The sequence below is a fragment of the Caballeronia zhejiangensis genome (assembly GCF_022879815.1).
Taxonomy (GTDB): Bacteria; Pseudomonadota; Gammaproteobacteria; order Burkholderiales; family Burkholderiaceae; genus Caballeronia; species Caballeronia zhejiangensis.
Map to the genome: position 1 here is coordinate 782,639 of NZ_CP084284.1, position 24,313 is coordinate 806,951.

Below are 24,313 nucleotides of genomic sequence, written 5' to 3' on the forward strand. Positions count from 1 at the left end.
CCTCGTCGGCCGGCTTATTGCTTCATCGCGAGTTCGAGTTCCTCGAAGCGTTCGCGTACGAATGCGGTACGTGCATCACCCTTCAGCTTTTCGCTTTCCGCAAGGATCGCAACGATCTGCCTCGTCACCTTGCGACGGCGCACGACTTCTTCTTCGACGGTTTCGCCTTCGGGAATCTCGAACACATTGCCCGAGCAGAAGCTATTCGGCGCGCCCGCGTTCTCACGAAACCATTCCGCGAAGTTTTGCGCCGACGCGGCCGGATTCGAACCGCGCAACGCGTCGCGCAGCATCTTGCGGAACAGGAACAGGCCCGCGTCGAACTTGGTCGGATTCTCGAGCGCATGCACCGCGATTGGCCGTTGGCTGATGATGGCTTCGTAGTCGCCGGGCGCGTATTGCGCCAGCTTGTAGTTCGCACGCTCGCGATGGTTGGGCGGAATCGGCACGATGTCCTCGATCGTGTATTCGGCGAAGCGCTCGGGACGACGCATCGCGACCTGGCCGTCGAGGAAGTCGATCGACTCATAGCCCACCAGTTCCTTCTTGCCGATACCGCGCGTATCGATGCCGGGGCCCATGACGCGCCAGCCGATCATCTTGCTGTTTTGGTCGTCGACCGGAACCGTCCATCGGATGATATGAAAGCGGCTGAAGAGCTTCTTCTTCGAACCATCTTCCGATGTATAGGCATGCAGGCTCAGATTTGGCAGCACTTGATGCTGCACGCGCACGAACAAGCGGTCCTTGTTCACGCGGCGCGCGCCCGCGCACGCGAGACTGCGGCCTTGTTGGACCGGCTGAAAATGCATGTCGGGCGCGACTTCCATCGACGCTGCGCCGACTTCGTCGAACGTCGTGCCCTGGAACTGTCCTTTCACCACGTTCTTCGCGGCATGCAATGCGGTCGGATGAAAGTTATCGGCGGCGTTGTCCTGAACCTGCAACCAGTTGCAATGCTGGAAATTGCTGTAGGGCACGAGTTCGTCGCCGGGCATCACGGTGTAGTCGCCTTCCCACTCCGGAAACGGCGGCTCGTTTTCCGGCGGTCCCATGTAAGCGAACACGAGACCGTGACGCTCGACTGCCTTATACGCACCCTGCCGAATGGAACACGCGTACTTTTCGGCCTCTTTCTCTTCGCCCTTCGGAAACGGCACATGCAGGCACGCGCCGTCCACGTCGAACACCATGCCGTGATAACAGCACATGATGCCGCGCTCTTGAATCGCGCCGTATTCGAGCGATGCGCCGCGATGCGCGCAATGCGCGTGCAGCAGACCCACACGCCCGCTGCCGTCGCGGAATGCCACCAGTTCTTCGTTGAGGATCTTCAGAAAGCGCGGCGTGTCGGTCAGCTCCATCGACATGCAGACCGGATGCCAGAAGGCGCGCATGTATTCACCCATCGGCGTCCCGGGGCCCGTCTCCGTCAGTTCCGGATCGTGGCCCGGCACCTTGTTCACGTAGTAACCGCCGTAGGGCACGAGCTTCTTGACTGTCGCGGCCGCGCCGCCGCTGCTCTGATGCCCTTCCAGCTTGTCCGATTTGATGGTCATGGGAAATCCTGTTTCGAGTGGGGTTGAATCGATCGATGCCTGAGACCTGAATTCTGCCTTCCGAACTCCGAACTCTGTATACAAAGATTAGCGATTTGGATCGGCGTTGTCTCTATGGGTAAACGTGAATGAAAACAGGCACGCGATAACGTTGCGTTGACGCGTAAGGCCGGCCCGCTGTACCCTTGCCGTATTCTGTATCCAGAACTTACGCTCGAATCATGCCCGCCAAACTTCTCAAGCTCCAGGCCCGCACCGACTATGTCGACGAGGTCTACAAAGTTCTGCTCGACGCCATCAGTTCGGGTTCGCTCGCGCCCGGCACGCGCATCACGCAGGAAGAGATCGCCGAACAGCTTGCGATTTCGCGCTCACCCGTCCTGCAGGCGCTGCGTCTGCTGAAGAAAGACGGTCTTGTCGTCGATGCGCCCGGACGCGGTCTCCTCGTCACGCCGCTCGACCCCGCATGGATCAGTCATCTCTATGAGATTCGCGGCGCGCTGGATTCGCTCGCTGCGCGTCTCGCCGCCGAACGCGGCGCGAAGATCGACAAGGCGATCATCACCAATGGCAGGCGCGCGTCGAAGAGCGACGATGTCAAGGCGATGATCGATGCCGACATGGCCTTTCATAACGCGATCTACGTGGCATCGGGCAATCCGTTGATCGCCGAGACCGCGCAGACGCACTGGGTTCATCTGCGCCGCGTGATGGGCGCCGTGCTGCAGGCATCGGGACAACGCAAATCGATCTGGGACGAACATGCTGCCATCGCGGCGGCCATCGCGGAAGGCAACGGCCACCGTGCCGCCGAACTTACCGATCTGCATACCGCCAACGCGCGAAGAAACCTCGTCGAACGGCTCGGCGTCGTGCTGAGCGAGCAACGCGAACGGGAATCGGAAGCAACGTGATCTCACGCACGGGTTGCGAGTTGCATCGACGGCGAAAGCCCCTGTTTCAAGGGGCCGTTTCGCTTGGCGTGCGCGAGTCAGTCGCTGCGACGGCGGCTGTTCACGAGCGCGGCGGGCACCGCGAACACGAGCAGGCTGCCGATCACGCAACTCGCCGCGAGACCGAGCACGCCGCTGCCCGTCGAACCCGACTGCGTCTGGATCACGCCGATGAGCCAGGGACTCACGACGCCCGAGATGCTGCCCACGGAATTCGCAAGCGCAAGGCCCGCGGCCGCAGCGCCGCCGCTGAGAATCGCGGACGGCAGAACCCAGAACTGCGAGATGGTCGTGACCACGCCCATCGTCGCGAGCGTGAGACCGATCATGCCGAAGAACGTGGAGTGCGCGTACATCACGCTCATAAAAAGGCCGAGCGCGCCGACGAAACCCGCGCCCGCAAGATGCCAGCGTCGCTCGCCACGCTTGTCCGAGCTATGGCCGACCGCGAGCATTGCAATGGCGCCCGCTGCATAGGGAATCGCCGAGAGCAGGCCGATATCGAGCGGATCGGTCACGCCGCTCGCCTTGACGAGCGTCGGCAGCCAAAAGCTCACGCCGTAGAGCCCCATCGTGAAGAAAAAGTACGTCACGGACAGCAGCAGTACTTTCGGATGCAACAATCCATCCTTTACCGAATGCAGCGCATGCGCCGGCTCTTCGTCGCGCAGATTGGCTTCGAGCATTGCTTTTTGCGAGTCGTTGAGCCACTTTGCATCGGCGACCTTGTCGTCGAGATAGAAGTACGCGACCACGCCCAGAACGGCCGTCGGAAGGCCTTCGAGCAGGAAGAGCCATTGCCATCCCGCGATGCCGTGCGCGCCGCCCATATGCGTCATGATCCAGCCGGACAGCGGCCCGCCAACGACGCCGGACATCGGAATGCCCGTCATGAAGAGCGCGGTTACTTTGCTTCGGCGCGAAGCGGGAAACCAGTACGTGAGATACAGCAGGATCGCCGGAATGAAGCCTGCTTCGGCCACGCCGAGCATGAAGCGCATGATGTAGAAGCTCGTCGGCGTCGTGACGAACATCATGCCGGCAGAGATCACGCCCCACGTCACCATGATGCGCGCGATCCAGCGACGTGCGCCCACGCGCAACAGAATGAGATTGCTCGGCACCTCGAACAGCAGATAGCCGACGAAAAACACGCCCGCGCCCGCACCGTAGACGGCGTCGCTGAAATGCAGATCGTTGAGCATCTGCAACTTCGCGAAGCTCACGTTGATGCGATCGAGATACGCGCACAGATAGCACACGAAGAGAAATGGCAGCAGACGCCATGTCACCTTCGCATACGTCGACGATTCATCGCCTGTCAGATACGCAACCGGACTGTGGGAACTCATGCTTTGTCTCCTGGTTATGTCATGCGTCTGGATCGCTCACATGTTCGTCACCTCAAACCAGAAAGACAAACGATGCCTGTTCATCCATCCATGACAGGCTCTCATGCATAAGGTGTTTCCATGAGGCGCATTCCGAACTTCGTACTCCTGCGCGCATTCGAAGCAGCCGCGCGTCTGGAAAGCTTCACGCTTGCCGCAAGCGAGCTTCATCTCACGCAATCGGCGATCAGTCATCAGGTCAAGGAACTCGAGCAGTATTTCGGCAGGCCGCTCTTTCATCGGCGCAACCGGCGCGTGGAGACGACGTCCGAAGGCCGTCGCCTGCATGAAAGTCTCGGACGCGTGTTCGATGTCATCGAAGCCGCATGCGCCGAAGTCACGCTCGATCCGCTCGCGCAAGTGCTCGCCGTTCATTGCGCGCCAAGCTTCGCCGTGAAATGGCTCGGGCCGCGTCTGCCCGAATTCATGCAGGCCCATCCGAACGTGACGATACGTCTGTCGTCGGACGCTGAGCCCGCCGATCTCGCACGCGCGCGCGAAGTCGACGTTGCCATTTCATATGGCTTCGCACACGAACGTGCCGGTGTCGTCTCGCGCGCACTGGGCACGGAGCGCATCATCCCGATGTGTTCTCCGTCCTTGTTGCAGGAAGGCGTGCCAGCGCCGGAGCACATTGCGAGGATGACGCTGATCGACTCGCAACTCAGCCGTGTGACGTGGCCCGGCTGGTTCGAGCTCAATGGGCTCGACATGCCACGCGGGCCGCGGCCTTCGTTCGACCGTGCGGCGCTCGCGATATCCGCGGCGGTGGATGGCATGGGCGTCGCGCTGGAAACGACGCGCCTCGCCGAGCGCGAGCTTGCGCGCGGCGATCTGATCGAGTTGGGCGCGGGTGTGTTCGCGCCGCTCGCAAGGGAGACGCACTTTCTCTCTTATCGCGCCAACGAACGTGATGTCGAAAAAGTGAAATGTTTCTGTGACTGGGTGCTGGCGAAGGCTGGCCTCGAAGACGCGAAAGAAGTCGAAGCGTGAGGCGAAATCATGCCGCCTGTCTCGCCCGCTCCTCCTCGACCATCCGGGCGTGTGCATACACGCGATCGCGTTCGCGCGCGACGAGCGTGCGCTTGCGTGCAAGCGTCTGTCGATGATATTTCGGGTCACCCATCTGCATCACGTATTCACCGTGACGATGACGCAGGTAGCGCTGGAAAAACTCGGCGCCGGGCAAGCCGCTGTCGAGCGCCATGAGCACGCCGTAGTCGATGTCGTGCACATCCCCGAGTGCCTTGATTGCGGATTCGAGCGCGGCATAACGCTGCGGCAGTGGCACCCCCTTGTCGCATAGCGCATGAAAGCGCTGATAGGTCAGCACTTGTCCGTGCGATGCACACCGCCATAACACTTTCGCAAGCCGTTGACTGAGTTCCGTTTCCACGTTTCCTCCCGCAAGGTGCGCGGATCGTATGAGTGTGACATTCCACCGTCATTCGGATTTCGAAGACGGCATGCGGTTGCCTGGAAAATCACCTGCAACGCCAGAAGATATGCGCAACGCTCGCCATTGCGCCAAATCGCCTTGCGCGCATCGCCGAAAGCGTCATGCACTGCGGCCAGGTCGAAGAAACCTGTCTATGAAGATTCAGTTGAGCACGTTTTAATAATTCGCATGTTTCTATTTCCCACGCTGAAAGAAAGAACTCATATAGCGAAGAACACGAAATGCGATAAACGTCTATGCTTATTAGACCTTTCACAATGCACATATAGCATTGCGCACGAATCCGCACCGCTGCATGATGCAGCAGTGGACTCGCGGGAACCTTCTGACACGAGCGACTCGGCGCGACTTGTGTGCGCTTTCGCTTAATATTGACCTCGGCGGGTCTTATTGATTGCCACGCCACAGCGCCGTAACTTTTGACCAGCAACCATGCGCGGCGGCTGCGACTCGATTACATGCTAGCAAACATATTGCAGGAAACCAAGGAAAGATTCCACATGAAAGAACGTTCCGCGCTTTCGCGCGGCTGTCGTTCGGCATTTTTTTCCATCGTCGCCTGCGGCCATATCGGCCGATCAATTCGCAATGCAATGAAGAGGAGCCTCTAAAGAAACCGTATAACTTGCTTAAGCAAAGACGCCACGCAGATTACGCGCCGTTTCACCTGCGCCGCTCGACGCGCACTTCACACGCGGCACACTTCTTAAGATTGGTTTAAGTCTGAGAGACTAAAACGTCATCAAACGGGCAAGATAGTGCCCCTGCAATTTGCTTCGTTCGGTTTTCACGAAAACGTCCACGCGGATGGTCAGGCCGGGCAACGCCGCACGCGCAATCCAACAGCGCGATCAGGCGCAGGCGACGACCATCCCATTCAGCCCGGCAGAAATGCCGGGCTTCTTTTTAACCGCGCCCTCCGCGCACTTGCGGCGCGCCATTGCCGGTCTGCGTAAAGGCGACGGGCAGATCGAAGTGAAACGTGGTGCCCGTGTCTTTCGAATCGATCAGGCGAATCTGGCTGCCGTGCAATTGCAGCATGCGTTGTACGATAAGCAGCCCTAGCCCGCCGCGATGCGCGCCGCCCGAAGCGAACGGACGCATGAAAAGCGCCTTGCGCATTTCCGGCGGAATGCCCGTACCCGTATCGCTGATCGTGACTTCCACTCTGTCAGATTGTTCGCGCGCAAGTGCAAGTGTCACGTCGACGACGCCTTGCGCAGGCGTATGACGGATCGCGTTATCGAGCAGATTCGTGAACACGCGCTCGATCATGCCGAGGTCCGCCGTTACGTTCGGCAAGCGTGGCGCGATCTGGGCATTCAGGCGCACGCCTCGCGATTGCGCGGGCAGTTCAAACTTTTCGAATACGTCCTGCACCAGATCGGCGAGAGAGAACGCCTCGGCTTCGGGCGCGACCATGCCGTGTTCGAGTTTCGCCAGTTCGAACAATGACTGCGCGAGATGACCCACCTTCGCGCTCTGTGCAAGCGCGATCGACAGATAACGACGCCGATCGGTATCCGGCAGCGTGTCGGACTTGAGCGACAGCGTCTCGAGATAACCATGCAGCGATGACAGCGGCGTGCGCAAATCGTGCGAGATGTTCGCGACCATCTCGCGACGCTCGCGATCCTGCTGACCCAGCGCGCGCCACTGCTCGCCGATGCGTTCCGCCATCTGCGCGAACGCGCTTTCGAGCACGACGATCTCGTCGCGTTCGTTCGCCCGCGCATCGGGCGTGTCGATGCGCGCGAGCGCCGGCGGTTCTGCTGGCGCGCCACGCGCGTCGAACTTGCGCATTGCTTCGGTGAGGCGGCGCAGCGGCCGCGTAACGAGCCCGAATGCAACCAGGCCCGCGACGAGCCCGAGCAATGTGACGAGGCCCATCGACGCGAGCGTGGTGCGCAACACCGCGCTCGCCGATGCCTTCGCAGCCAGCGCATCGTGCTCCTCGCCGAGCAGCACGACATAGACATAGCCGAACGGCGGCTTGCCGGGCGCGGCGAGCGGCGCTGCGCTGAAGACTTTGCGCTTGCCCTCGCTGCGCGGATCGTCACCGAGAATCGGCAACACGGCGCCGTCGAGGAACTGCCGCACCGGCGCGAGATCGACATGATCGCGCTTGAGATGTCCGGGCGGCGCATCGTCGGCACGCACGCGCCCCGTGTTATCGAGCAGATAGACTTCGACGCTCGGGTTCACCACCATCAACTGACTGAAGAGCCGGCGCACGGCGGGCGCATCGATGTCGTTGGCATCGGCGAGCGCGCCGTCACGCGCGATATGCGCCGCAAGCCCGCGCGAAAGACTCTGAATGACTTCCTTCTCGCGCAGATCGCTCGCGCGAATCTGCAGCCACGCCGATGCGCCGCAGCACGCGAGCAACAGCACGCAGAACACCGCGAAGAGCCGTTGCGACAAGGTGAGCTTCACGACGCGCCATCCTTGCCGTCAGGCGATTGCGCCGCGAGCTTATAGCCGTGGCCCCATACCGTGAGAATGCGCTTCGGATCGGCGGCATCTTTCTCTACTTTCGCGCGCAAACGATTGATATGCGTATTGACCGTGTGCTCATAACCTTCATGCCGATAACCCCACACCGCATTGAGCAGGTCCATGCGCGAGAACACCTTGCCCGGATGACGCGCGAAGTGATAAAGCAGATCGAACTCGCGCGGCGTGAGTTCGATGCGCGCGCCATCCACCCATGCTTCGCGCGCGAGCGGATCGATCGCGATGCCCGCCACTTCGATGCGCCCCGTCTCCAGCCGCGAGTCCTTCGCGACCGCATCGACGCGGCGCAGCAGCGCCTTCACGCGCGCGACGAGTTCGAGCACCGAGAACGGCTTCGCAAGATAGTCGTCCGCGCCGAGTTCGAGGCCGAGAATGCGATGCACCTCGCTCGAACGCGCGCTCGTGATGATGATCGGCGTATAGCGTGTCATCGCGCGCGCACGCCGGCAGATTTCGAGGCCGTCGACGCCGGGCAGCATCAGATCCAGAATCAGCGCATCCCATCCGCCCTGTTCGAGCAGGCGCAGCCCTTCGGCGCCATCGGCGCTATGCACGACTTCGTAGCGTTCGTCGCGCAGGTTGAGACTCAGCACATCGGCGATATGCATGTCGTCTTCGACAATCAGAATGCGTTTCGGATGATCCATGAGGAATGTTATCGGCAGAGAAAAACACGCGCGCCCAATCCGCAGAACAATGGACGAGCGTCTGTGCCATTGTGCAGAAAAGCGCGCGGCCAAGTATCACATTTAATTTAACTTTCGGTGAGGACTCGGGGATGCGCGCGCGAATACGATGCCGCTACACCACTCGAACACGAGGCACGCATCATGCAAACCCGCCGCCGCTTTCTCCTCACAGGCACCGCGGCCGCCGCCGCAGCGTTCGCACTGGGCGGACGCTTTCGCGCGCTCGCGGCCGATCCGAAGACGCAGGAAAGCTTCGAAATCGTCCATAGCGACGATGAATGGCATCGTCTACTCGATCCGGTGCAATTCGACGTATTACGCCGCGAAGGCACCGAACGCCCTTATACGAGCCCGCTCAACGACGAGCATCGCGCGGGCACGTTCAGTTGCGCGGGTTGCAAGCTGGCGGTGTTCTCCTCGCGCACCAAGTTCGACAGTCATACCGGCTGGCCGAGTTTCTGGGCGCCGCTCGATCATGCGGTCGCGACGCGCATCGACGGCTCGTTCGGCGTCGTGCGTACCGAAGTGCATTGCCGGCGCTGCGGCGGTCATCTGGGCCACGTCTTCGACGACGGTCCGAAGCCCACGGGCCTGCGCTACTGCATGAACGGCGTCGCGATGAACTTCACGCCCGGCGCAGCCTGAATCGCGCCAGCACTCCGATCAACCTCGACCACCCGATACCATCATGCTGCTCATCGTTCTTGCCTATCTCGGCGGCGCGCTGACGATTCTCAGTCCGTGCATCCTGCCGGTGCTTCCCTTCGTGTTCTCGCGCGCGGATCAGCCGTTCGTGAAAAGCGGCTTGCCGTTGCTCGCGGGCATGGGCCTGACCTTCGCCGTCGTCGCGACGCTCGCGGCCGTCGGTGGCGGCTGGGTCACGCAGGCCAATCAATACGGTCGCTGGGCGGCCATCGTCCTGCTCGCAGTGTTCGGCCTCACACTGCTGTTGCCGAGTCTCGCCGAGCGCGTGATGCATCCGCTCGTGAGCGCGGGCAATCGTCTCACCGCATTCGCGCAACGCGGCGACGGCAAGCCGAGCTTCGTCGGATCGTTCATGCTCGGCATCGCGACCGGTCTTCTGTGGGCGCCCTGCGCAGGCCCGATCCTCGGACTCGTGTTGACGGGCGCGGCGCTCAACGGCGCGAGCGTCGGCACGACTCTGCTCCTGCTCGCGTATGCAGCGGGCGCGGCGACCTCGCTCGCGGTTGCCTTGCTGATCGGCGGACGCGTGTTCGCCGCGATGAAGCGCTCGCTCGGCGCAGGCGAATGGGTGCGGCGCGGCATCGGCGGGGCGATGCTGCTCGGCGTTGTCGCGATCGGGCTCGGGCTGGACACCGGCGTGCTCGCTCGTGTATCGACGGTCGCGACCTCGGGCATCGAACAACAGCTCGTCGACAAGCTCTCGAACAAGAACCAGGGCGCGATGATGATGTCCGCGAACACGGCGAACGTCGATAACAACGGACCCGCGATGATGCGCGCGAGCACCGAGCCGCCGAAGTCGCCGAACCCCGCGCCGCTGCCCGTGGAAGGCACGCTGCCTTCGCTCGATGGCGCGGTGCAATGGCTCAACTCGCCGCCGCTTACAAAGGAAGCGTTGCGTGGCAAGGTCGTGCTCGTCGATGTATGGACGTACTCGTGCATCAACTGCCTGCGCACGTTGCCGTATGTGAAGACGTGGGCGCAGAAGTATCGCGATCAGGGGCTTGTCGTGATCGGCGTGCATGCACCGGAGTTCGCATTCGAGCGCAACGTCGATAACGTGAAGAAGGCGGTTCACGATCTCGGTATCGATTATCCCGTTGCGATCGACAACAACTTCGCGATCTGGCGCGCGTTGAATAATCAGTACTGGCCGGCGCATTATTTCATCGACGCCAAGGGGGATATCCGCTATCACCACTTCGGCGAAGGCGATTATGCGCACTCCGAGCAGGTGATTCAGCAACTGCTTGCCGAAGCGGGTCACGGCGCCGCGCCTGCCATGGCGATGAGCGCGAAGCATGACGATAACGACATCGGTCAGGGCGCGATGATGCAGGCCGACAACGCGGACATGCGTTCGCCTGAAACGTATATCGGTTACGAACGCGCGCAGCAGTTCATGTCGCCGGGCGGCGAAACGCAGGATCGCATTCACGACTATGCCGCGCCCAACGCCCTCGACGTCAACGACTGGGGACTCGCGGGCGCGTGGAAGGTCGGCGCCGAGCACGCGACGCTCGAAGGCGCGACGGGGCGCATCGTGTATCGCTTTCATGCGCGCGATCTGCATCTCGTGCTCGGGCCGTCGAAAGATGGCAAGCCGGTGCGCTTTCGCGTGAGCATCGATGGCGCGGCGCCGGGCGCATCGCATGGCAGCGACATTCAGGCGGACGGAAGCGGCACCGTGACCGAACAGCGCCTCTATCAGTTGGTGCGGCAGGCGGGCCCCGTCGCCGACCGCACGTTCACCATCGAATTTCTCGACCCCGGCGTCGAAGCGTATGCCTTCACGTTCGGTTGAATGCGACTTCTTGAGGAGCAGACATGTTCAGGACCAACAGCATGACATTCAAGGCCGTCAGCGTGGCCGTATTGTTCGCGGGCGCGTTCGCACTGCAGCGCGTCGCGCATTCGAGCGAGGAAGCCGTGAAGATTCCGCCGCCCGTGCATGACGAAAGCGCGACGGCCGTGCATACGGAAACGGCCGTATTCGCGGGCGGCTGCTTCTGGGGCGTGCAAGGCGTGTTTCAGCACGTTCGCGGCGTGAAGGAAGCGCTGTCGGGCTATGCGGGCGGCGCGGCCGGCACGGCGCAATACGATCGCGTGAGCGAAGGCGATACCGGTCATGCGGAATCGGTGCGGATCACGTATGACCCGGCGCAGGTGTCGTACGGCAAGCTGCTGCAGATCTTCTTTTCGGTCGCGCACAATCCGACGCAACTGAACTATCAAGGCCCCGATCACGGCACGCAATATCGCTCGGCCGTATTCCCGACGAACGCAGCGCAGCGCGAGATCGCCAATGCGTATATCGCGCAGCTCGACAAGGCGCATGTGTATGGCGGCAAGATCGTCACGAAGATCGAAGACTACAAGGGCTTCTATCCGGCCGAAGGCTATCACCAGAACTATCTGACGGAGCATCCGGAAAGCCCTTATATCGCGATCAACGATCTGCCGAAAGTGGCGAACCTGAAGCAGATGTTTCCGGACGCCTATCGTCAGGACGCGGTGCTCGTGACGGTCGCATCCAAATAGGCATCGACGATCGCGAGCACATCGGGCATGTTGCGCCTGCCGAAACCGAGGCGCACATGCTCGTCGCCGTGATCGACCAGCGTCGAGGGCAAGAGGAGCACGCCCGTGCGTTCGAGCAGTTCTGCGCAGAACCGCTCGGCGCCTTCGCGCTTCAACCGCACGAAACCGATCGTGCCCGCGCGCGGACGATGCCACTCGAAACGATCCGCATGGCGCGCGAAGAAGGCGTCTAGCACGCCCAGATTCGCGCGGATCATCGAAACATTGCGTTCGATAAGCGCATCAGTGTGGCGCACTGCAATCGCCGACAGATACTCGCTCGGCGCGCTGTTGCTGATGGTGAGATAGTCCTTGAACGTGCTCATGCGTTCGAGCACTTGCGCGCTCTTCGTCGCGATCCAGCCGAGGCGCAGGCCGGCGAGCCCGTGCGTCTTCGAGAGCGCACCGAGTGAAATCGCGCGCTCGTACACATCGCATGCGGCGGGCAGACGATCCGCGCGATCATGTTCGAGCCCGCGATACACCTCGTCGCTGAATAGCCATAGTCCATGCTTGCGCGCGAACGCGACGATCGCATCGAACACGTCGCGCGACGGCAGATAACCGGTCGGATTGTGCGGCACGCACATCACGAGCGCGCGTGTGGCCGGCGTGACGAGCGTTTCGAGCTCCGCCGGATCGAGCGACCAGCCCGCTTCTTCCCGCGCCTTCCACGGCGCAACGCTCACGCCCAGCGCCTCGGCCACCGTGTAATGCGACTGATAGCCCGGCATATGCACGATCATGTGATCGCCTGGCGCGAGCATCGTGTTCATGAACGAATAGATCGCTTCCTGAGCGCCCGTGTGCACGATGATCTCGTCAGCATCGATGTTCTCGTACAGCGTCGCCAGTTCGCGCCGCAGCGCGGGTGCGCCGGGATATTCCGTATAACCGAGCCAGGTATCGCGCAGACCGTCGATCGAGTCCGGTTCATATGCAAGCAGTTCGCCGATCGACATCGATTCGGGATCGGAAGTGCACAACAGATGGCGCGCGGTGAATTCGTGCTGCGAGAAATAGCGTTCGAGTTTGAACGGGTTCGGTTGCATCGCGTCGCTTGATCGGAATGGAAGAAGGCTCTAGTTTGCGCGTCTGATGTACATTCACACAGCTAAACTTTCTAATTCCGATTAAGGAACGCTAATGCTCGAGTACGCTCTCCTCGATTCGCTGCTTGCCGTCGTGCGCACCGGTTCTTTCGAGCGTGCGGCGCGCGAACTGAACGTCACGCCTTCGGCCGTCTCGCAGCGCGTGAAGCTCCTTGAAGAGCGCGTAGGCGCCCTGCTCGTCAAGCGCGGCCAACCATGCGAAGCAACCGCTTCCGGCGCGCTCTTGTGCCGCCACACCGAACGCGTGCAATTGCTCGAAGCCGAACTCGGCGGGCACATGCCAGCCTTACCGGGCGCGCAGAGCGGGCGGCGCGCGAAATTGCGCATCGCGGTGAACGACGACAGCATGAGCACATGGTTCATCGACGCCGCGGCGGACTTTTGCATCGAACGTGAACTGCTGCTCGATGTCGTCGTCGACGATCAGGATCACACGGCGCAACGCATCCGCGAAGGCGATGTGCAAGGCGCGATCACCACGCAAGCCGAGCCCGTTCCCGGCTGGCGTTCGATGAAGCTCGGACGCATGCGTTATCGCGCGGTATGTTCGCCCGCGTACTTCGCGCGCTATTTCGCCGATGGCCTCACGCGCGATGCGTTGCGCCGCGCGCCCTGCGTCAATTTCAACGAAAAGGATGAATTGCAGAAGCGCTTCATCAAACGCATGAGCCGCGCGGAGATCGAACCGCCCGCGCATGTCGTGCCGCATGGCGAGGGCTTCGTGCGCGCGTGCACGTCGGGGCTGGCGTGGGGAATGTGTCCGCAACGGCTCGTCGCGCAGCACGTCGAAAACGGCGACCTGGTGGAAGTGTCGCCCGGTGCGCGCTTCGACGTCGATCTTTACTGGCAGAGCTGGCGTCTTTCGATCGGCTGGCTGGACGACTTCAGCGCGATGCTCAAACATCGCGCCAGATCGTTTCTCGATTGAGCATTACGCTTCGCGGGTTTCGATCGAATCCACGCGATCTCGATAGAACGCGAGATGATCTTTTATCGACGCAACAGCCTCATAAGGAGACTCATACGACCACACCGCGTTGGCCGACTTTTGTCCATCTGAAGGGATACTGTAATAGCTGCACTCACCCTTGTAAGGGCAGTATGTCGAGTGCGACGTGCGTTCGAGTTGCGACATGTCCACGTCCTTGCGCGGCACATATAGCACCTCGGGATACGATGCCTCGCGCAATGAAAGCGCTTCGGTCGTATCGGCGATCACGCGTCCGCCCGCTTTGACCAGCACGCGCGACGGACTGCGCTCGATCGTGATCGGATGATCGGGACCGGGAATCTTGACGGCTTTATCCATGAGTGTCTTCCTGCGAACGAACGCACCATAGCGAACGGAAGAATCGATGGTAACGCCGTTGCGTCGAACACGCAGAACCCGGCCCCTCGCAGCATCAATGACCGAAATAAAGGGGCTTGGTGCCGTCGTTGTCCATCCGCGGCATCGCGCGCATGCCTGCAGCCGAGCGGCCGCTGGTTGCGCCGCCGTAGGAATTCATATCGGCGTTATAGGCATTGTTCTGCCCCGATGCGCGGCGCTCGGCGCGCTGGATATCCGACGGATACGAAGTCTGGTCCGAGCGCGACGGATCGTAGCCCGCTGCTTCGACCTGCCTCAGATCTTCCTTCACCTGACCCCGCGTAAGCGACGAATCGGTTTGCGCGAATGAAAGCGCCGGCGCCACCACTACAGCGGCGACGGCCACGGCTTTGACGAACGATTTCATGGTGAACCTCCGGTATGTTGGCCTGCGCACGGTGATTTCTGTGCGTGCTTCATACTCAGCATCGCCCGTGCCCGGCAACGACCGTCGTCCGTCTAAAACGCGCCTACGAACCCTTGCTCTCGATTGCCTTGACGAGCGCATGCAGCACGCGATTCGCCGGCGTCGGCACGCCGAGCGCTTCGCCACGCCGCACGATCAGCCCGTTCAGATGATCGATCTCGCTCTTCTTGCCGCGCGCGAGATCCTGCGCCGTCGACGAGAACTGATTCGGCATCGTCTCGGCGATACGGCGCACGGCGGCATCGACATCGCCGGGAATCGTCACGTTGTCCGCTTTCGCGACCGCAAGGCATTCGTCGACGACATCGCGCATCGTGCGTGTAATGCCCTCGCCCTGCACGAGCTTTCCATAAGGCAACTGCGTGATCGCGGACAGCGCGTTGTAGGCGCAATTCAGCACGAGCTTCGCCCATAGCGCGCCGCGCACGTTGTCGGAGATTTCGGTCGGCACGCCCGCCGCCACGAGCGCACGCGCAACGCCTTCGCTCTTCGTCGATGGCTCGATCACGAGTTCACCGCGTCCGTTGTGCTTCACGTGCCCCGGCCCCGCCATTTCCGTCGCGACGTACACGACAGCGGCCGCCGCCTCTTGCGGCAACAGTTCGCGCAGGCGCTCCGCATTCTCGACGCCGTTTTGCAGCGACAGCAGCAGCGCATCGTGTTCGAGATAAGGCGCGAGTGCCTTCGCGGCGCTTTCGGTGTCCGTGGACTTCACGCAGAAGAGCACGAGTTGCGCGCCCTTCACGGCGCTCGCATCGGTGCTCGCGGCGACGTGTACCCGTTCGTCGAAATGCTGCGTGTCGAGCCGCAAGCCGTCGCGTTCGATCGCCTCGACATGCTGCGGCCGCGCGATCAGCACGACCTCGTGACGCGCGCGCGCGAGCATGCCGCCGTAATAACAACCGACCGCGCCCGCACCCATGACGGCGACTTTCATGTTTCGCTTCTCCCGTTGCGATGTTGAACTGTGGCTCGAAAAGGTAACACATGGCTGCGGACTGTCCGTTACGTCACGGATGTTGCGCAAACGCTTGCGGACTTCGCATGGATTCGCGCATCTGCCCGTGTCCACGCGATTTTGTGGTCGGACGCACCATAGTCAGTCGAATTCGCGGCTCACCATATTGTTAAAACGGGCCACGCACAATACGCTTCTTTCAGCGGATCGACGACGCTGTCCAAACAATGCCGACCGCTGCGGGGTGTGCGGCCAAGGCCGCATCGAGTAGTCAAATCCGGGGGACCAAATACACGGCGTGCCGGGCAAGCGCATCACGCGAGCGGTCGACCGTGCGGCGCACCGAGGCGCCGTGAACTTAGACAAGCGCTGGCCTTGCCGCTCGGCGACGAGCAGCTCGAAGCCGCAGGCGCGGGCGTTATCACGAGAACAAAAACATGAATCATGGATATGAAGCATCGCTCGTCAAGCGCGTGGTGAATCAACTCGTCGCGGGCATCGTGAGCGGCGAATACCAGGACAACGTGCTTCCGCCACAAGTCATTCTTTCGAAGAAGCACGGTGTGAGCCGGACCATCATGCGAGAGGCGTTGAGCATTCTCATCTCGCGCCGCATGCTCGACGTGCGGCCCAAGACGGGGACGCGCATCAAGCCTGCACGCGAATGGCTTATCATGGACCCGGAAGTCGCCGAGTGGCGCATGCGTGCGCTGCACGATCCCGACTGCATCCGCAGGCTGATGGAATTTCGTGCGCTCGTCGATCCGCCTGCCGCCGCGCTCGCCGCGACGCGTGCGAACCGGCATCAGCGCATCGCCATCAACGCGGCCTATCAGCGGCTCCTGCATGCGAGCCCGTCCGAACCCTTGCAGTCCGCCGCCGAAGAGGCGCTGCAGGCCGCCATCGTCGATGCAAGCGGCGATGAAGTGCTACGGCAGATGGGCAGCGTCGTGCGCGTCGGCATCCGCACCATGAAGGCGGCGCTGCGCAATCAGCCCCATGCGCTGCCGCGCGTGCCCGATTCGCAGCTCGGCGATTACGGCAGGCTCGTGCGCGCGATCGAAACCGCCGACGGCGACGGCGCGCGAGCGGCCATGTCGCAAGTGCTGTCGCGCACGGCCTCGCTCTGGATCGAAGAAATCGCCTGAAGCCGGTTCTGAATCACCATTCGGATGCAGCGGCGGGCAGGCCGCCCGCATCGCCTTCATGGCCCGCCGGGAGCGCATCTTGCGCGCCCGGACGCCGCACTTTCGCCTCGCATGCGCCGCGCGCGTGACTACAATGAGTCATGCCTGTGCATGCGCGGCGTTGAAAAACGGAGGCAAGAATGGCAGAGCTCGAAAAGGAAAGGGTCGTCGGCGTCCTGAACAAGATTCTCGAATCCGAACTGGCGGGTGTCGTGCGTTACACGCACTATTCGTTTCTCGTCTTCGGCTTCGGACGCATTCCCATCGTCTCGTGGCTGCGCGCACAGGCCGATGAATCCCTGCTGCACGCGCATCAGGCCGGCGAATGGATCACGACGCTCGGCGCGTATCCGTCGCTTGAGATAGGCCCGCTGCTCGACAATCACACGTTCGACATCGCGACGATCCTGCGCGAATCGCTGCAATCGGAAAACGTCGCGCTCGGTCAATATCGCGAGTTGCTCTCGCTCGTCGAAGACCGTTCCGTCGCGCTGGAGGAATACGCGCGGCAGATGATCCAGGTCGAGGAACTGCACGCGGGCGAAGTGGACAAGATGCTGCGCAGGCCCGGCGAAGTCGAAACGTCGCCCGAGCGACGCACGGGGCATAACTGAGCGAAATGAAAAGCGCCGGTCCGCATTTCGCGGGCCGGCGCCTGAGACGCCCGGAAGCGCCGTGTCTTACTTCGGCTGCGCGACCGTGCGCAGATAGGGCTTCAGCGTCTTGAAGCCTTCGGGATACTTCTTCTTCGCGTCTTCATCCGAGACGGACGTCGGAATGATGACGTCGTCGCCCGGCTTCCAGTTCACCGGCGTCGCGACCGTGTGCTTCGCGTTCAGTTGCAGCGCGTCGAGCAGGCGCAGCACTTCGTCGAAGTTGCGGCCCGCGCTCATCGGATACGTGAACGTGGCCTTCACCTTCTTGTCCGGACCGACGATGAACACCGCGCGGATCGTCGCGTTGTCGTTCGCCGTGCGCGGATTCGCGCCGCTCGCGTTCGGATGGATCATGTCGTAGAGCTTCGCGACGTTGAGATCCGCGTCGCCGATCATCGGATAGTTGACCGCCGTGCCCTGCGTTTCCTCGATGTCCTTCGCCCACTGCGAGTGATTCGTCACCGGGTCGATCGAGAGGCCGATCACCTTCGTATTGCGCTTGTCGAACTCGGGCTTGAGCTTGGCCATATAACCGAGCTCGGTCGTGCAAACCGGCGTGAAGTCCTTCGGATGCGAGAACAGGATTGCCCATTTGTCGCCGATCCACTCGTGAAAGCGAATCGTGCCTTCGGTCGTCTCTGCCGTGAAATCGGGGGCTTCATCACCAATGCGTATAGCCATATCAAATCTCCACGTGAGGAAAAGGCCGGTGAACGTTCCATATGCATAAGAACGGTTTCCGGGTTAAGGATTGCAATCGTGAATGTGATTATAGTGCGCGATGCATCGGCAATTGATGACCGCTGGCGTCGTGTGGTCATGCGTCGCGCCGCACGAGCCACGGCGGATATAGCCAGCGGCACGTTTCCTGCTCCGTACCCGCGACGCCGTGAATAAGCATATTTCGTAAATGTCCGTTGCTCGCGTTTCGCACGGCGCCGCGCTCGAATTCGCCGGCGAAATCTGCTATCACGAGACACATACGTCAGACCGAACGTGCAAGTGCAAGGCCGCAGGCACCTGGATCATCGCGCAGTCGAACAGGCGACAGAATTCGCCGCGCCACCCGGCGTGGCCACGCTGCCGCCGCATAAGGAGGCGATCGTGACCGTCATGCAAAGAAAGTCCGTTGCTGCGTTGCAAAGCGAAGCGGCCGAAAGCGAGGAAGTGCTTCAGGAACACGGCGGCCACGCGCTGAAGCGTTCGCTCACCGCGCTCGATGTCGTGTTGCTCGGCATCGGCTGCATCATCGGCGCGGGGATTTTCGTGCTGACGGGCCACGCGGCCGCCACCAACGCCGGCCCCGCGATCATCATCTCTTTCGTGCTCGGCGCAATCGTTTGTGCGCTCGCTGGCCTGTGTTATGCAGAGATGGCTTCCACCGTGCCCGTATCGGGGAGCGCGTACACCTACGCTTATGCGACGATGGGCGAACTGATTGCGTGGCTCATCGGCTGGGATCTGATACTCGAATACGCGGTCGGCGCAACGACCGTCGCGATCGGATGGTCGGGTTATGTCGTGAGCTTTCTGCATTCGATCGGCATCGACATACCCGAGCAGCTTGCGAAAGCGCCTTTCGCTTACGATCCCGGTCACGGCTGGAGTCATGTCGGCGCGATCCTCAACGTGCCCGCGATGGTGATCGTCGGGCTCATCACGATTCTTCTGGTTATCGGCATACGCGAGTCGGCGCGTGTGAACAGCTTCATCGTCGTCATCAAGGTGCTGATCGTGCTCGCGTTCATCGCGGCGGGCATCGCCTATGTCGATACGAACCACTGGGTCACGGCGCAAAATCCGACCGGCGCGTTCATACCGCCGAATACCGGCGAGTCGGGCGTGTTCGGCATGAGCGGCGTGTTGCGTGGCGCGGCCGTCGTGTTCTTTGCCTATATCGGTTTCGATTCGGTATCGTGCGTCGCGCAGGAGACGCGCAATCCGCGACGCGACATGCCGATCGGCCTTCTCGGTTCGCTCACGATCTGCACCATTCTCTACGTGCTCGTTTCGTACGTACTCACCGGCATCGTGTCTTACGACAAGCTGAACGTGTCGGACCCGATCGCAGTCGGCGTCGATGCGATCGGCATGCGCTGGCTTTCGCCCATCGTGAAACTGGGCGCGATTTTCGGTCTGACGTCGGTGATTCTCGTGCTGTTGCTGTCGCAGCCGCGCATCTTCTATTCGATGGCGAAGGACGGACTCTTGCCACCGTTCGCATCGAAGATTCACCCGCGCTTTCACACGCCCTATATCACGACCATCATCACCGGCATCATCGTGATGATTCTTGCGGGACTGTTGCCCATCGGTCTCGTCGGTGAACTCGTGAGCATCGGCACGCTGTTCGCGTTCATGGTGGTGTGCATCGGCGTGCTCGTGTTGCGCATCACGCAGCCGAATCTCGAACGCGCATTCAAGACGCCCGCGGTGTATGTGGTCGCGCCGCTCGGCGCGTTGTCATCGCTCTTTCTGATGTCCGGCCTGCCCGCCGATACGTGGATACGGCTCATCGTCTGGATGGCGATCGGCGTCGTCATTTACTTCGGCTACGGCATACGTCATAGCAGGCTGCGCAATCAGCGAGAAGCCGCGCCGCGTCGCCCCGCTCGCGGATGACATTCGAAGGGCCGCTCGAATCGCGGCCCTTGCTTCATTCCGACGCGCGTTTCGATTCGTGTTCGCGCGCTTCTTCAGGGCTTTCGTAGATATACGGCGCGACGCCGCGACGTTTCAGTGCGTCGCCGAGTTTCAGCCTTAGAAAGCCGCTCGTCGTATAGCGCGTCACGCGGTCATAGTGTCCATCGACGAGCTTCGTGACCATTTCCGAATACGCGTCGAGCATGTCGGGGCGAATCGAAAAGTTATCGTAGTTCACGATCGCGTGCGGCTTCGTCGTCACGCCCGCTAACTGCTTTTCGACTTCGCGGCGAATCGCTTCGACATCGCTCAGGCTCTTCACTTCATGGCCTTCGAAGTTGATGAAGAAGAGATTCTTCTCCGCGTCGTAGCTGAAGCGTTCGGAGAGATCGAGCCTCAGCAGGATATTGCGCAAGCCCATTGGCGCATCGCGGAAGATGCGTTCGTCCATCAGACGCGGCGGCGTGTCCATGATCGGCGCGAAACCCATTTGCGCGACGATGTCTCGCTCGATATCGACGCCCGGTGCGACCTCGGTCAGCGCAAGTCCCTTGTCCGTGAGTTCGAACACGCAGCGCTCGGTGATATAGATCACGGTCTGCCCGCGCTCCGCCGCATAACGCCCGCTGAACGTGCGATGCTCGACGGCATCGACGAACTTGCGGCATTCGCCTTCGCGGCGAATCTCGAGCTTGCCTTCGTTGATCGCGACATGGAGCTTGCCCGCATTGAAAGTGCCGACGAACACGACCTTCTTCGCCGCCTGGCTGATATTGATGAAGCCGCCCGCGCCCGCGAGCTTCGGCCCGAACTTGCTCACGTTGAGATTGCCTTCGCCGTCCGCTTGCGCAAGACCTAGGAACGCGATGTCGAGGCCGCCGCCATCGTAGAAGTCGAACTGATACGGCTGATCGATGATCGCCTGCGTATTCGTCGCCGCGCCGAAATTGAGGCCGCCCGCGGGAATGCCGCCGATCACGCCCGGCTCCGTCGTCATCGTGAAGAGATCGATCACCTGCTCTTCGTTCGCGACGCTCGCGATGCCCTCCGGCATGCCGATGCCGAGATTCACGACGCTATTGGCCATCAATTCGAACGCCGCTCGCCGCGCGATGATCTTGCGTTCCGTAAGCGACATCGGCGGCACCGAACTCGCGGCCACGCGCAATTCGCTCGAAAACGCCGCGCTGTATTGCTCGCCGAAGGTCTGCCAGTGATTGTCGGGCTTTGCCAGTACGACGCAGTCGACCATCACGCCGGGTATCTTCACTTGGCGCGAGTTGAGCGTGTTCGATTCCGCAAGCCGCTCGACTTGCGCGATCACGATGCCGCCCGAATTGCGCGCGGCCATCGCGATGGACAACGCTTCGAGCGTCAGCGCTTCCTTTTCCATCGTGACGTTGCCGTTGAGATCGGCGGTCGTGCCGCGCACGATGGCGACGTCGATCGGAAAGGTCTTGTAGTAGAGATAGTCCGTGCCGTCGATCTCCATGAGCCGCACGAGATCTTCCGTCGTGCGCGCATTGAGCTTGCCGCCGCCGTTGCGCGGATCGACGAAGGTGCCGAGCCCGACCGTCGAAAGTTGCCCTGGCCGATGCGCGGCGATATCGCGAAAGAGCTGCGAGATCACGCCTTGCGGCAAGTTATACGCTTCGATGCGATTCTCTATCGCCATCTTCTGAAGGCCCGGCACGAGTCCCCAGTGCCCGCCGATCACGCGCTTGACGAGCCCTTCGCGCGCCAGATGATTGAGGCCTTTGCTGCGGCCATCGCCCTGGCCCGCCGCATACACGAGCGTGAGGTCCGCGATCGGATCGTCGCCTTCGACGAAGCGTTCTTCGAGCGCGATCGCCACTTCCTCCGCGAAGCCGATGCCGACGAAACCGCTCGTCGCGATCGTGTCGCCCGAGCGTATCAGCCGCACGGCCTCGCGCGCGGACGAGATCTTGCCGCGTTCGACGAGGCGCGCTGTCGATGGAAACGGATGGCGGGTCGGCGTGTTGCTGGCGGTCATGGCGTCTCCTGTCTGCCGCATTTCTTATCGTGAGTTTCGCTTGAATACGCGCCGCCTGCTTGCGTCGAACGCACGCAAATCCGCTGACTTGCGCCGTCATATCTCGACGCGCGCGCCGAGTTCGATCACGCGATCGGCCGGTAATCGCAAATAGGCCGCGACGTTGCCGACATTGTGCAACATGATCGCGAACAGCCGTTCGCGCCATAAGGCCATGCCGGCGCCGGGCGTCGGCACGACGGTCGCGCGCGACATGAAGTACGAGATCGTCGCGCGATCGAATTTCAGCCCGGCCCCGCGGCACTTTTCCAGCGCGGCGGGAAGATCGACTTCGTCCTTGAAACCGTAGTTCACCGTCACCTGGAAGCAGCCGTTGCCGAGCGTTTCGATCGACACGCGGCGCGCTTCGTCGACCCATGGCACAGGCTCGGTCGCGACCGTCAAAAAGACCGTGTGTTCGTGCAGCACGCGGTTATGCATGAGGTTGTTCAGCAGCGAATGCGGCACGCCGCTCGGATCGTTCGACATGAAGATCGCCGTGCCTTCCACGCGCGCCGGCGAACGTTCGAGCAGGTTGGCGAGAAACGGCTTGAGCGGCATCGTGCCCGCACGCGCGCGCGCTTCCTGAATCATCATCTGCGCACCGCGTCCCCACGTCGCCATGATCGTGAACATCACGAGACCGATCGCCACCGGGAACCAGCCGCCGTCCGCAATCTTCAGGCAATTCGCCGAAAAGAACATCGCGTCGATCACGAAGAAGAATGCGGTGGCGAAGATACATAGTGCCCAGTTGTATCGCCACGCATAGCGGATCACGAAGAACGTCAGCAACGTGGTGATGAGCATCGTGCCCGTGACCGCGATGCCGTATGCGGAGCCGAGCGCCGTCGACGAGCCGAAGCCGAGCACGGCCGCGACCACTGCGAGCAGGAGCGTCCAGTTGATGCCCGGCACATAGATCTGCCCGATCTCCCGCGCCGATGTGTACACGACGCTCATGCGCGGCAGAAAGCCGAGCTGCATCGCCTGCTTGGTCATCGAATAGGTGCCCGAGATCACGGCCTGCGATGCGATCACGGTCGCGATGGTGGAGAGCACGACCATCGGATACAGCATCCACGATGGAAAGAGCCGGTAGAACGGATTCTGCAACGCGGCGGGATCGGCGATAAGAAGCGCGCCCTGACCGAGATAGTTGAGCGCGAGCGCGGGGAAGACGATCGCGAACCATGTCAGGCGGATCGGCCGCGAACCGAAGTGGCCCATGTCGGCATAGAGCGCTTCGGCGCCCGTGAGCGAAAGCACGACCGCGCCCAGCGCAACGAATGCGAGCCACCGATGCCGCATGCAGAACTCGAGTCCTTCGAGCGGATTGAGCGCCGCGAGGATATGCGGCGAATCCTTGATGTTCATGAGCCCCGACACGGCCAGCACGATGAACCACAGCACCATCACCGGCCCGAAGACGGCGCCGATGCCCGACGTACCGTGCTTTTGCATCACGAACAGCGCGACCAGCGCGACGAGCGTGAGGGGCACGACATAAGGCTGAAGGCCGGGCGCCGCCACTTCGAGGCCTTCCACTGCGCTCAGCACGGAAATGGCGGGCGTGATGACGCCATCGCCGTAAAAGAGCGCCGCGCCCATCACGCCGACGAGCAGCAGCACATGCTTCAGCCGCTTCTTCGATTCCACCGACGATGCCGCGAGCGCGAGCAGCGCCATGATGCCGCCTTCGCCGTGATTGTTGGCGCGCAGGATCAGCGTCACGTACTTGAGCGACACGATGATGGTGAGCGACCAGAAGATCAGCGACACGATGCCGATCACGTTCGCCGGCTGCAAAGGCAGGCCGCCCGCGGGATCGAACACGGTCTTGAGCGTATAGAGCGGACTCGTGCCGATATCACCGTAGACTACGCCGAGCGCCGCGAGCGAGAGCCCCATCAATGCCGGATGGCCGTGCGGCTTCGGCGCGTGATTGTCATCGGCCGGCAAGCCGGGTGCAGTCGATCCCATGATTCCTCCCTGCTTTTCCGAGCCGCGCATGCGGGCGGCCTATTTGTCAGAGGATGAGCGTCTGCCTTGCTG

General features: G+C 61.8%; 22 protein-coding genes. 9 read left to right on the forward strand and 13 right to left on the reverse strand.

Features of this window, described 5'->3' with window-relative positions; genetic code table 11:
* Positions 1-14 precede the first annotated feature (14 nt).
* A complete protein-coding gene (locus LDZ23_RS18135) occupies positions 15-1,559 on the reverse strand; it encodes a Rieske 2Fe-2S domain-containing protein (protein ID WP_008353305.1) in 1,545 nt (514 codons plus the stop codon).
* Positions 1,560-1,780: 221 nt separating this feature from the next.
* On the opposite strand from LDZ23_RS18135, the gene LDZ23_RS18140 reads away from it, so the two are divergent.
* A complete protein-coding gene (locus LDZ23_RS18140; RefSeq protein WP_244808147.1) occupies positions 1,781-2,473 on the forward strand; it encodes a GntR family transcriptional regulator in 693 nt (230 codons plus the stop codon).
* Positions 2,474-2,550: 77 nt separating this feature from the next.
* Here the strand turns inward: LDZ23_RS18140 and LDZ23_RS18145 are convergent, their stop codons facing one another.
* Entirely contained in the window at positions 2,551-3,864 is a 1,314-nt protein-coding gene (locus tag LDZ23_RS18145) for an MFS transporter (RefSeq protein ID WP_033536145.1), read from the reverse strand.
* Between the two features lie 120 nt (positions 3,865-3,984).
* Between LDZ23_RS18145 and LDZ23_RS18150 the strand changes: the two genes are divergently transcribed.
* Entirely contained in the window at positions 3,985-4,896 is a 912-nt protein-coding gene (locus LDZ23_RS18150; protein ID WP_008353300.1) for a LysR substrate-binding domain-containing protein, read from the forward strand.
* 7 nt (positions 4,897-4,903) lie between these two features.
* Here LDZ23_RS18150 and LDZ23_RS18155 read toward each other — a convergent pair whose 3' ends face one another.
* The 3 genes from LDZ23_RS18155 to LDZ23_RS18165 all read right to left on the reverse strand — a co-directional run bounded on the left by LDZ23_RS18155 (position 4,904) and on the right by LDZ23_RS18165 (position 8,526).
* Positions 4,904-5,236, reverse strand: coding sequence for a hypothetical protein (locus LDZ23_RS18155; RefSeq protein WP_008353299.1), 333 nt, complete (start codon positions 5,234-5,236; stop codon positions 4,904-4,906).
* A 1,032-nt stretch (positions 5,237-6,268) separates the two neighbouring features.
* Positions 6,269-7,798: a sensor histidine kinase gene (locus LDZ23_RS18160; protein ID WP_008353298.1), complete on the reverse strand. Its 1,530-nt coding sequence runs from the start codon at positions 7,796-7,798 to the stop codon at positions 6,269-6,271.
* Positions 7,795-8,526 carry a response regulator transcription factor gene (locus LDZ23_RS18165; protein ID WP_008353297.1) on the reverse strand — a complete coding sequence of 244 codons (732 nt, stop codon included), beginning with the start codon at positions 8,524-8,526 and terminating at the stop codon, positions 7,795-7,797. Before LDZ23_RS18165 ends, LDZ23_RS18160 begins: the two co-directional genes overlap by 4 nt.
* A 183-nt stretch (positions 8,527-8,709) precedes the next feature.
* On the opposite strand from LDZ23_RS18165, the gene msrB reads away from it, so the two are divergent.
* Genes msrB through msrA form a run of 3 tightly spaced genes read left to right on the forward strand, consistent with a single transcriptional unit; the run spans position 8,710 to position 11,814 of the window.
* Positions 8,710-9,213, forward strand: coding sequence for a peptide-methionine (R)-S-oxide reductase MsrB (gene msrB, locus LDZ23_RS18170; RefSeq protein WP_008353296.1), 504 nt, complete (start codon positions 8,710-8,712; stop codon positions 9,211-9,213).
* Between the two features lie 43 nt (positions 9,214-9,256).
* Complete coding sequence (locus LDZ23_RS18175) at positions 9,257-11,077, forward strand: cytochrome c biogenesis protein DipZ (protein ID WP_008353295.1); 1,821 nt, start codon at positions 9,257-9,259, stop codon at positions 11,075-11,077.
* Positions 11,078-11,118: 41 nt separating this feature from the next.
* Positions 11,119-11,814: a peptide-methionine (S)-S-oxide reductase MsrA gene (gene msrA, locus LDZ23_RS18180; protein ID WP_008353293.1), complete on the forward strand. Its 696-nt coding sequence runs from the start codon at positions 11,119-11,121 to the stop codon at positions 11,812-11,814.
* On the opposite strand, the gene LDZ23_RS18185 is transcribed toward msrA, so the two are convergent.
* Positions 11,778-12,905: an aminotransferase class I/II-fold pyridoxal phosphate-dependent enzyme gene (locus LDZ23_RS18185; protein ID WP_008353292.1), complete on the reverse strand. Its 1,128-nt coding sequence runs from the start codon at positions 12,903-12,905 to the stop codon at positions 11,778-11,780. The two genes, msrA and LDZ23_RS18185, sit on opposite strands and share 37 nt — an antisense overlap.
* 94 nt (positions 12,906-12,999) lie before the next feature.
* Between LDZ23_RS18185 and LDZ23_RS18190 the strand changes: the two genes are divergently transcribed.
* Positions 13,000-13,893 carry a LysR family transcriptional regulator ArgP gene (locus LDZ23_RS18190; protein WP_008353291.1) on the forward strand — a complete coding sequence of 298 codons (894 nt, stop codon included), beginning with the start codon at positions 13,000-13,002 and terminating at the stop codon, positions 13,891-13,893.
* 3 nt (positions 13,894-13,896) lie between these two features.
* Here LDZ23_RS18190 and LDZ23_RS18195 read toward each other — a convergent pair whose 3' ends face one another.
* From LDZ23_RS18195 to LDZ23_RS18205, 3 genes are all read right to left on the reverse strand, one after another.
* On the reverse strand, positions 13,897-14,274 hold the full coding sequence (locus LDZ23_RS18195; RefSeq protein WP_244808148.1) for a DUF427 domain-containing protein: 378 nt from the start codon (positions 14,272-14,274) through the stop codon (positions 13,897-13,899).
* A gap of 94 nt (positions 14,275-14,368) precedes the next feature.
* A complete protein-coding gene (locus LDZ23_RS18200) occupies positions 14,369-14,701 on the reverse strand; it encodes a DUF4148 domain-containing protein (protein ID WP_008353289.1) in 333 nt (110 codons plus the stop codon).
* Positions 14,702-14,804: 103 nt separating this feature from the next.
* The gene (locus tag LDZ23_RS18205; RefSeq protein ID WP_008353288.1) at positions 14,805-15,698 is read right to left on the reverse strand and encodes a ketopantoate reductase family protein; all 894 of its coding nucleotides are present in this window, start codon (positions 15,696-15,698) and stop codon (positions 14,805-14,807) included.
* 458 nt (positions 15,699-16,156) lie between these two features.
* On the opposite strand from LDZ23_RS18205, the gene LDZ23_RS18210 reads away from it, so the two are divergent.
* Complete coding sequence (locus LDZ23_RS18210; protein ID WP_008353287.1) at positions 16,157-16,867, forward strand: FadR/GntR family transcriptional regulator; 711 nt, start codon at positions 16,157-16,159, stop codon at positions 16,865-16,867.
* A gap of 13 nt (positions 16,868-16,880) precedes the next feature.
* On the opposite strand, the gene LDZ23_RS34850 is transcribed toward LDZ23_RS18210, so the two are convergent.
* Positions 16,881-17,009 (reverse strand): hypothetical protein, encoded by a 129-nt coding sequence (locus LDZ23_RS34850; protein WP_268811586.1) that lies wholly within the window; start codon positions 17,007-17,009, stop codon positions 16,881-16,883.
* A 37-nt stretch (positions 17,010-17,046) separates the two neighbouring features.
* Between LDZ23_RS34850 and LDZ23_RS18215 the strand changes: the two genes are divergently transcribed.
* Positions 17,047-17,520 carry a ferritin-like domain-containing protein gene (locus LDZ23_RS18215; RefSeq protein ID WP_008353286.1) on the forward strand — a complete coding sequence of 158 codons (474 nt, stop codon included), beginning with the start codon at positions 17,047-17,049 and terminating at the stop codon, positions 17,518-17,520.
* 66 nt (positions 17,521-17,586) lie between these two features.
* On the opposite strand, the gene LDZ23_RS18220 is transcribed toward LDZ23_RS18215, so the two are convergent.
* Positions 17,587-18,243, reverse strand: coding sequence for a peroxiredoxin (locus LDZ23_RS18220; protein ID WP_008353285.1), 657 nt, complete (start codon positions 18,241-18,243; stop codon positions 17,587-17,589).
* Between the two features lie 432 nt (positions 18,244-18,675).
* Between LDZ23_RS18220 and LDZ23_RS18225 the strand changes: the two genes are divergently transcribed.
* Positions 18,676-20,184 (forward strand): amino acid permease, encoded by a 1,509-nt coding sequence (locus tag LDZ23_RS18225; RefSeq protein WP_033535977.1) that lies wholly within the window; start codon positions 18,676-18,678, stop codon positions 20,182-20,184.
* A gap of 34 nt (positions 20,185-20,218) precedes the next feature.
* Here the strand turns inward: LDZ23_RS18225 and LDZ23_RS18230 are convergent, their stop codons facing one another.
* On the reverse strand, positions 20,219-22,219 hold the full coding sequence (locus LDZ23_RS18230; protein ID WP_008353281.1) for an acyl CoA:acetate/3-ketoacid CoA transferase: 2,001 nt from the start codon (positions 22,217-22,219) through the stop codon (positions 20,219-20,221).
* A gap of 96 nt (positions 22,220-22,315) precedes the next feature.
* The gene (locus LDZ23_RS18235) at positions 22,316-24,241 is read right to left on the reverse strand and encodes a potassium transporter Kup (protein WP_008353280.1); all 1,926 of its coding nucleotides are present in this window, start codon (positions 24,239-24,241) and stop codon (positions 22,316-22,318) included.
* Positions 24,242-24,313 lie beyond the last annotated feature (72 nt).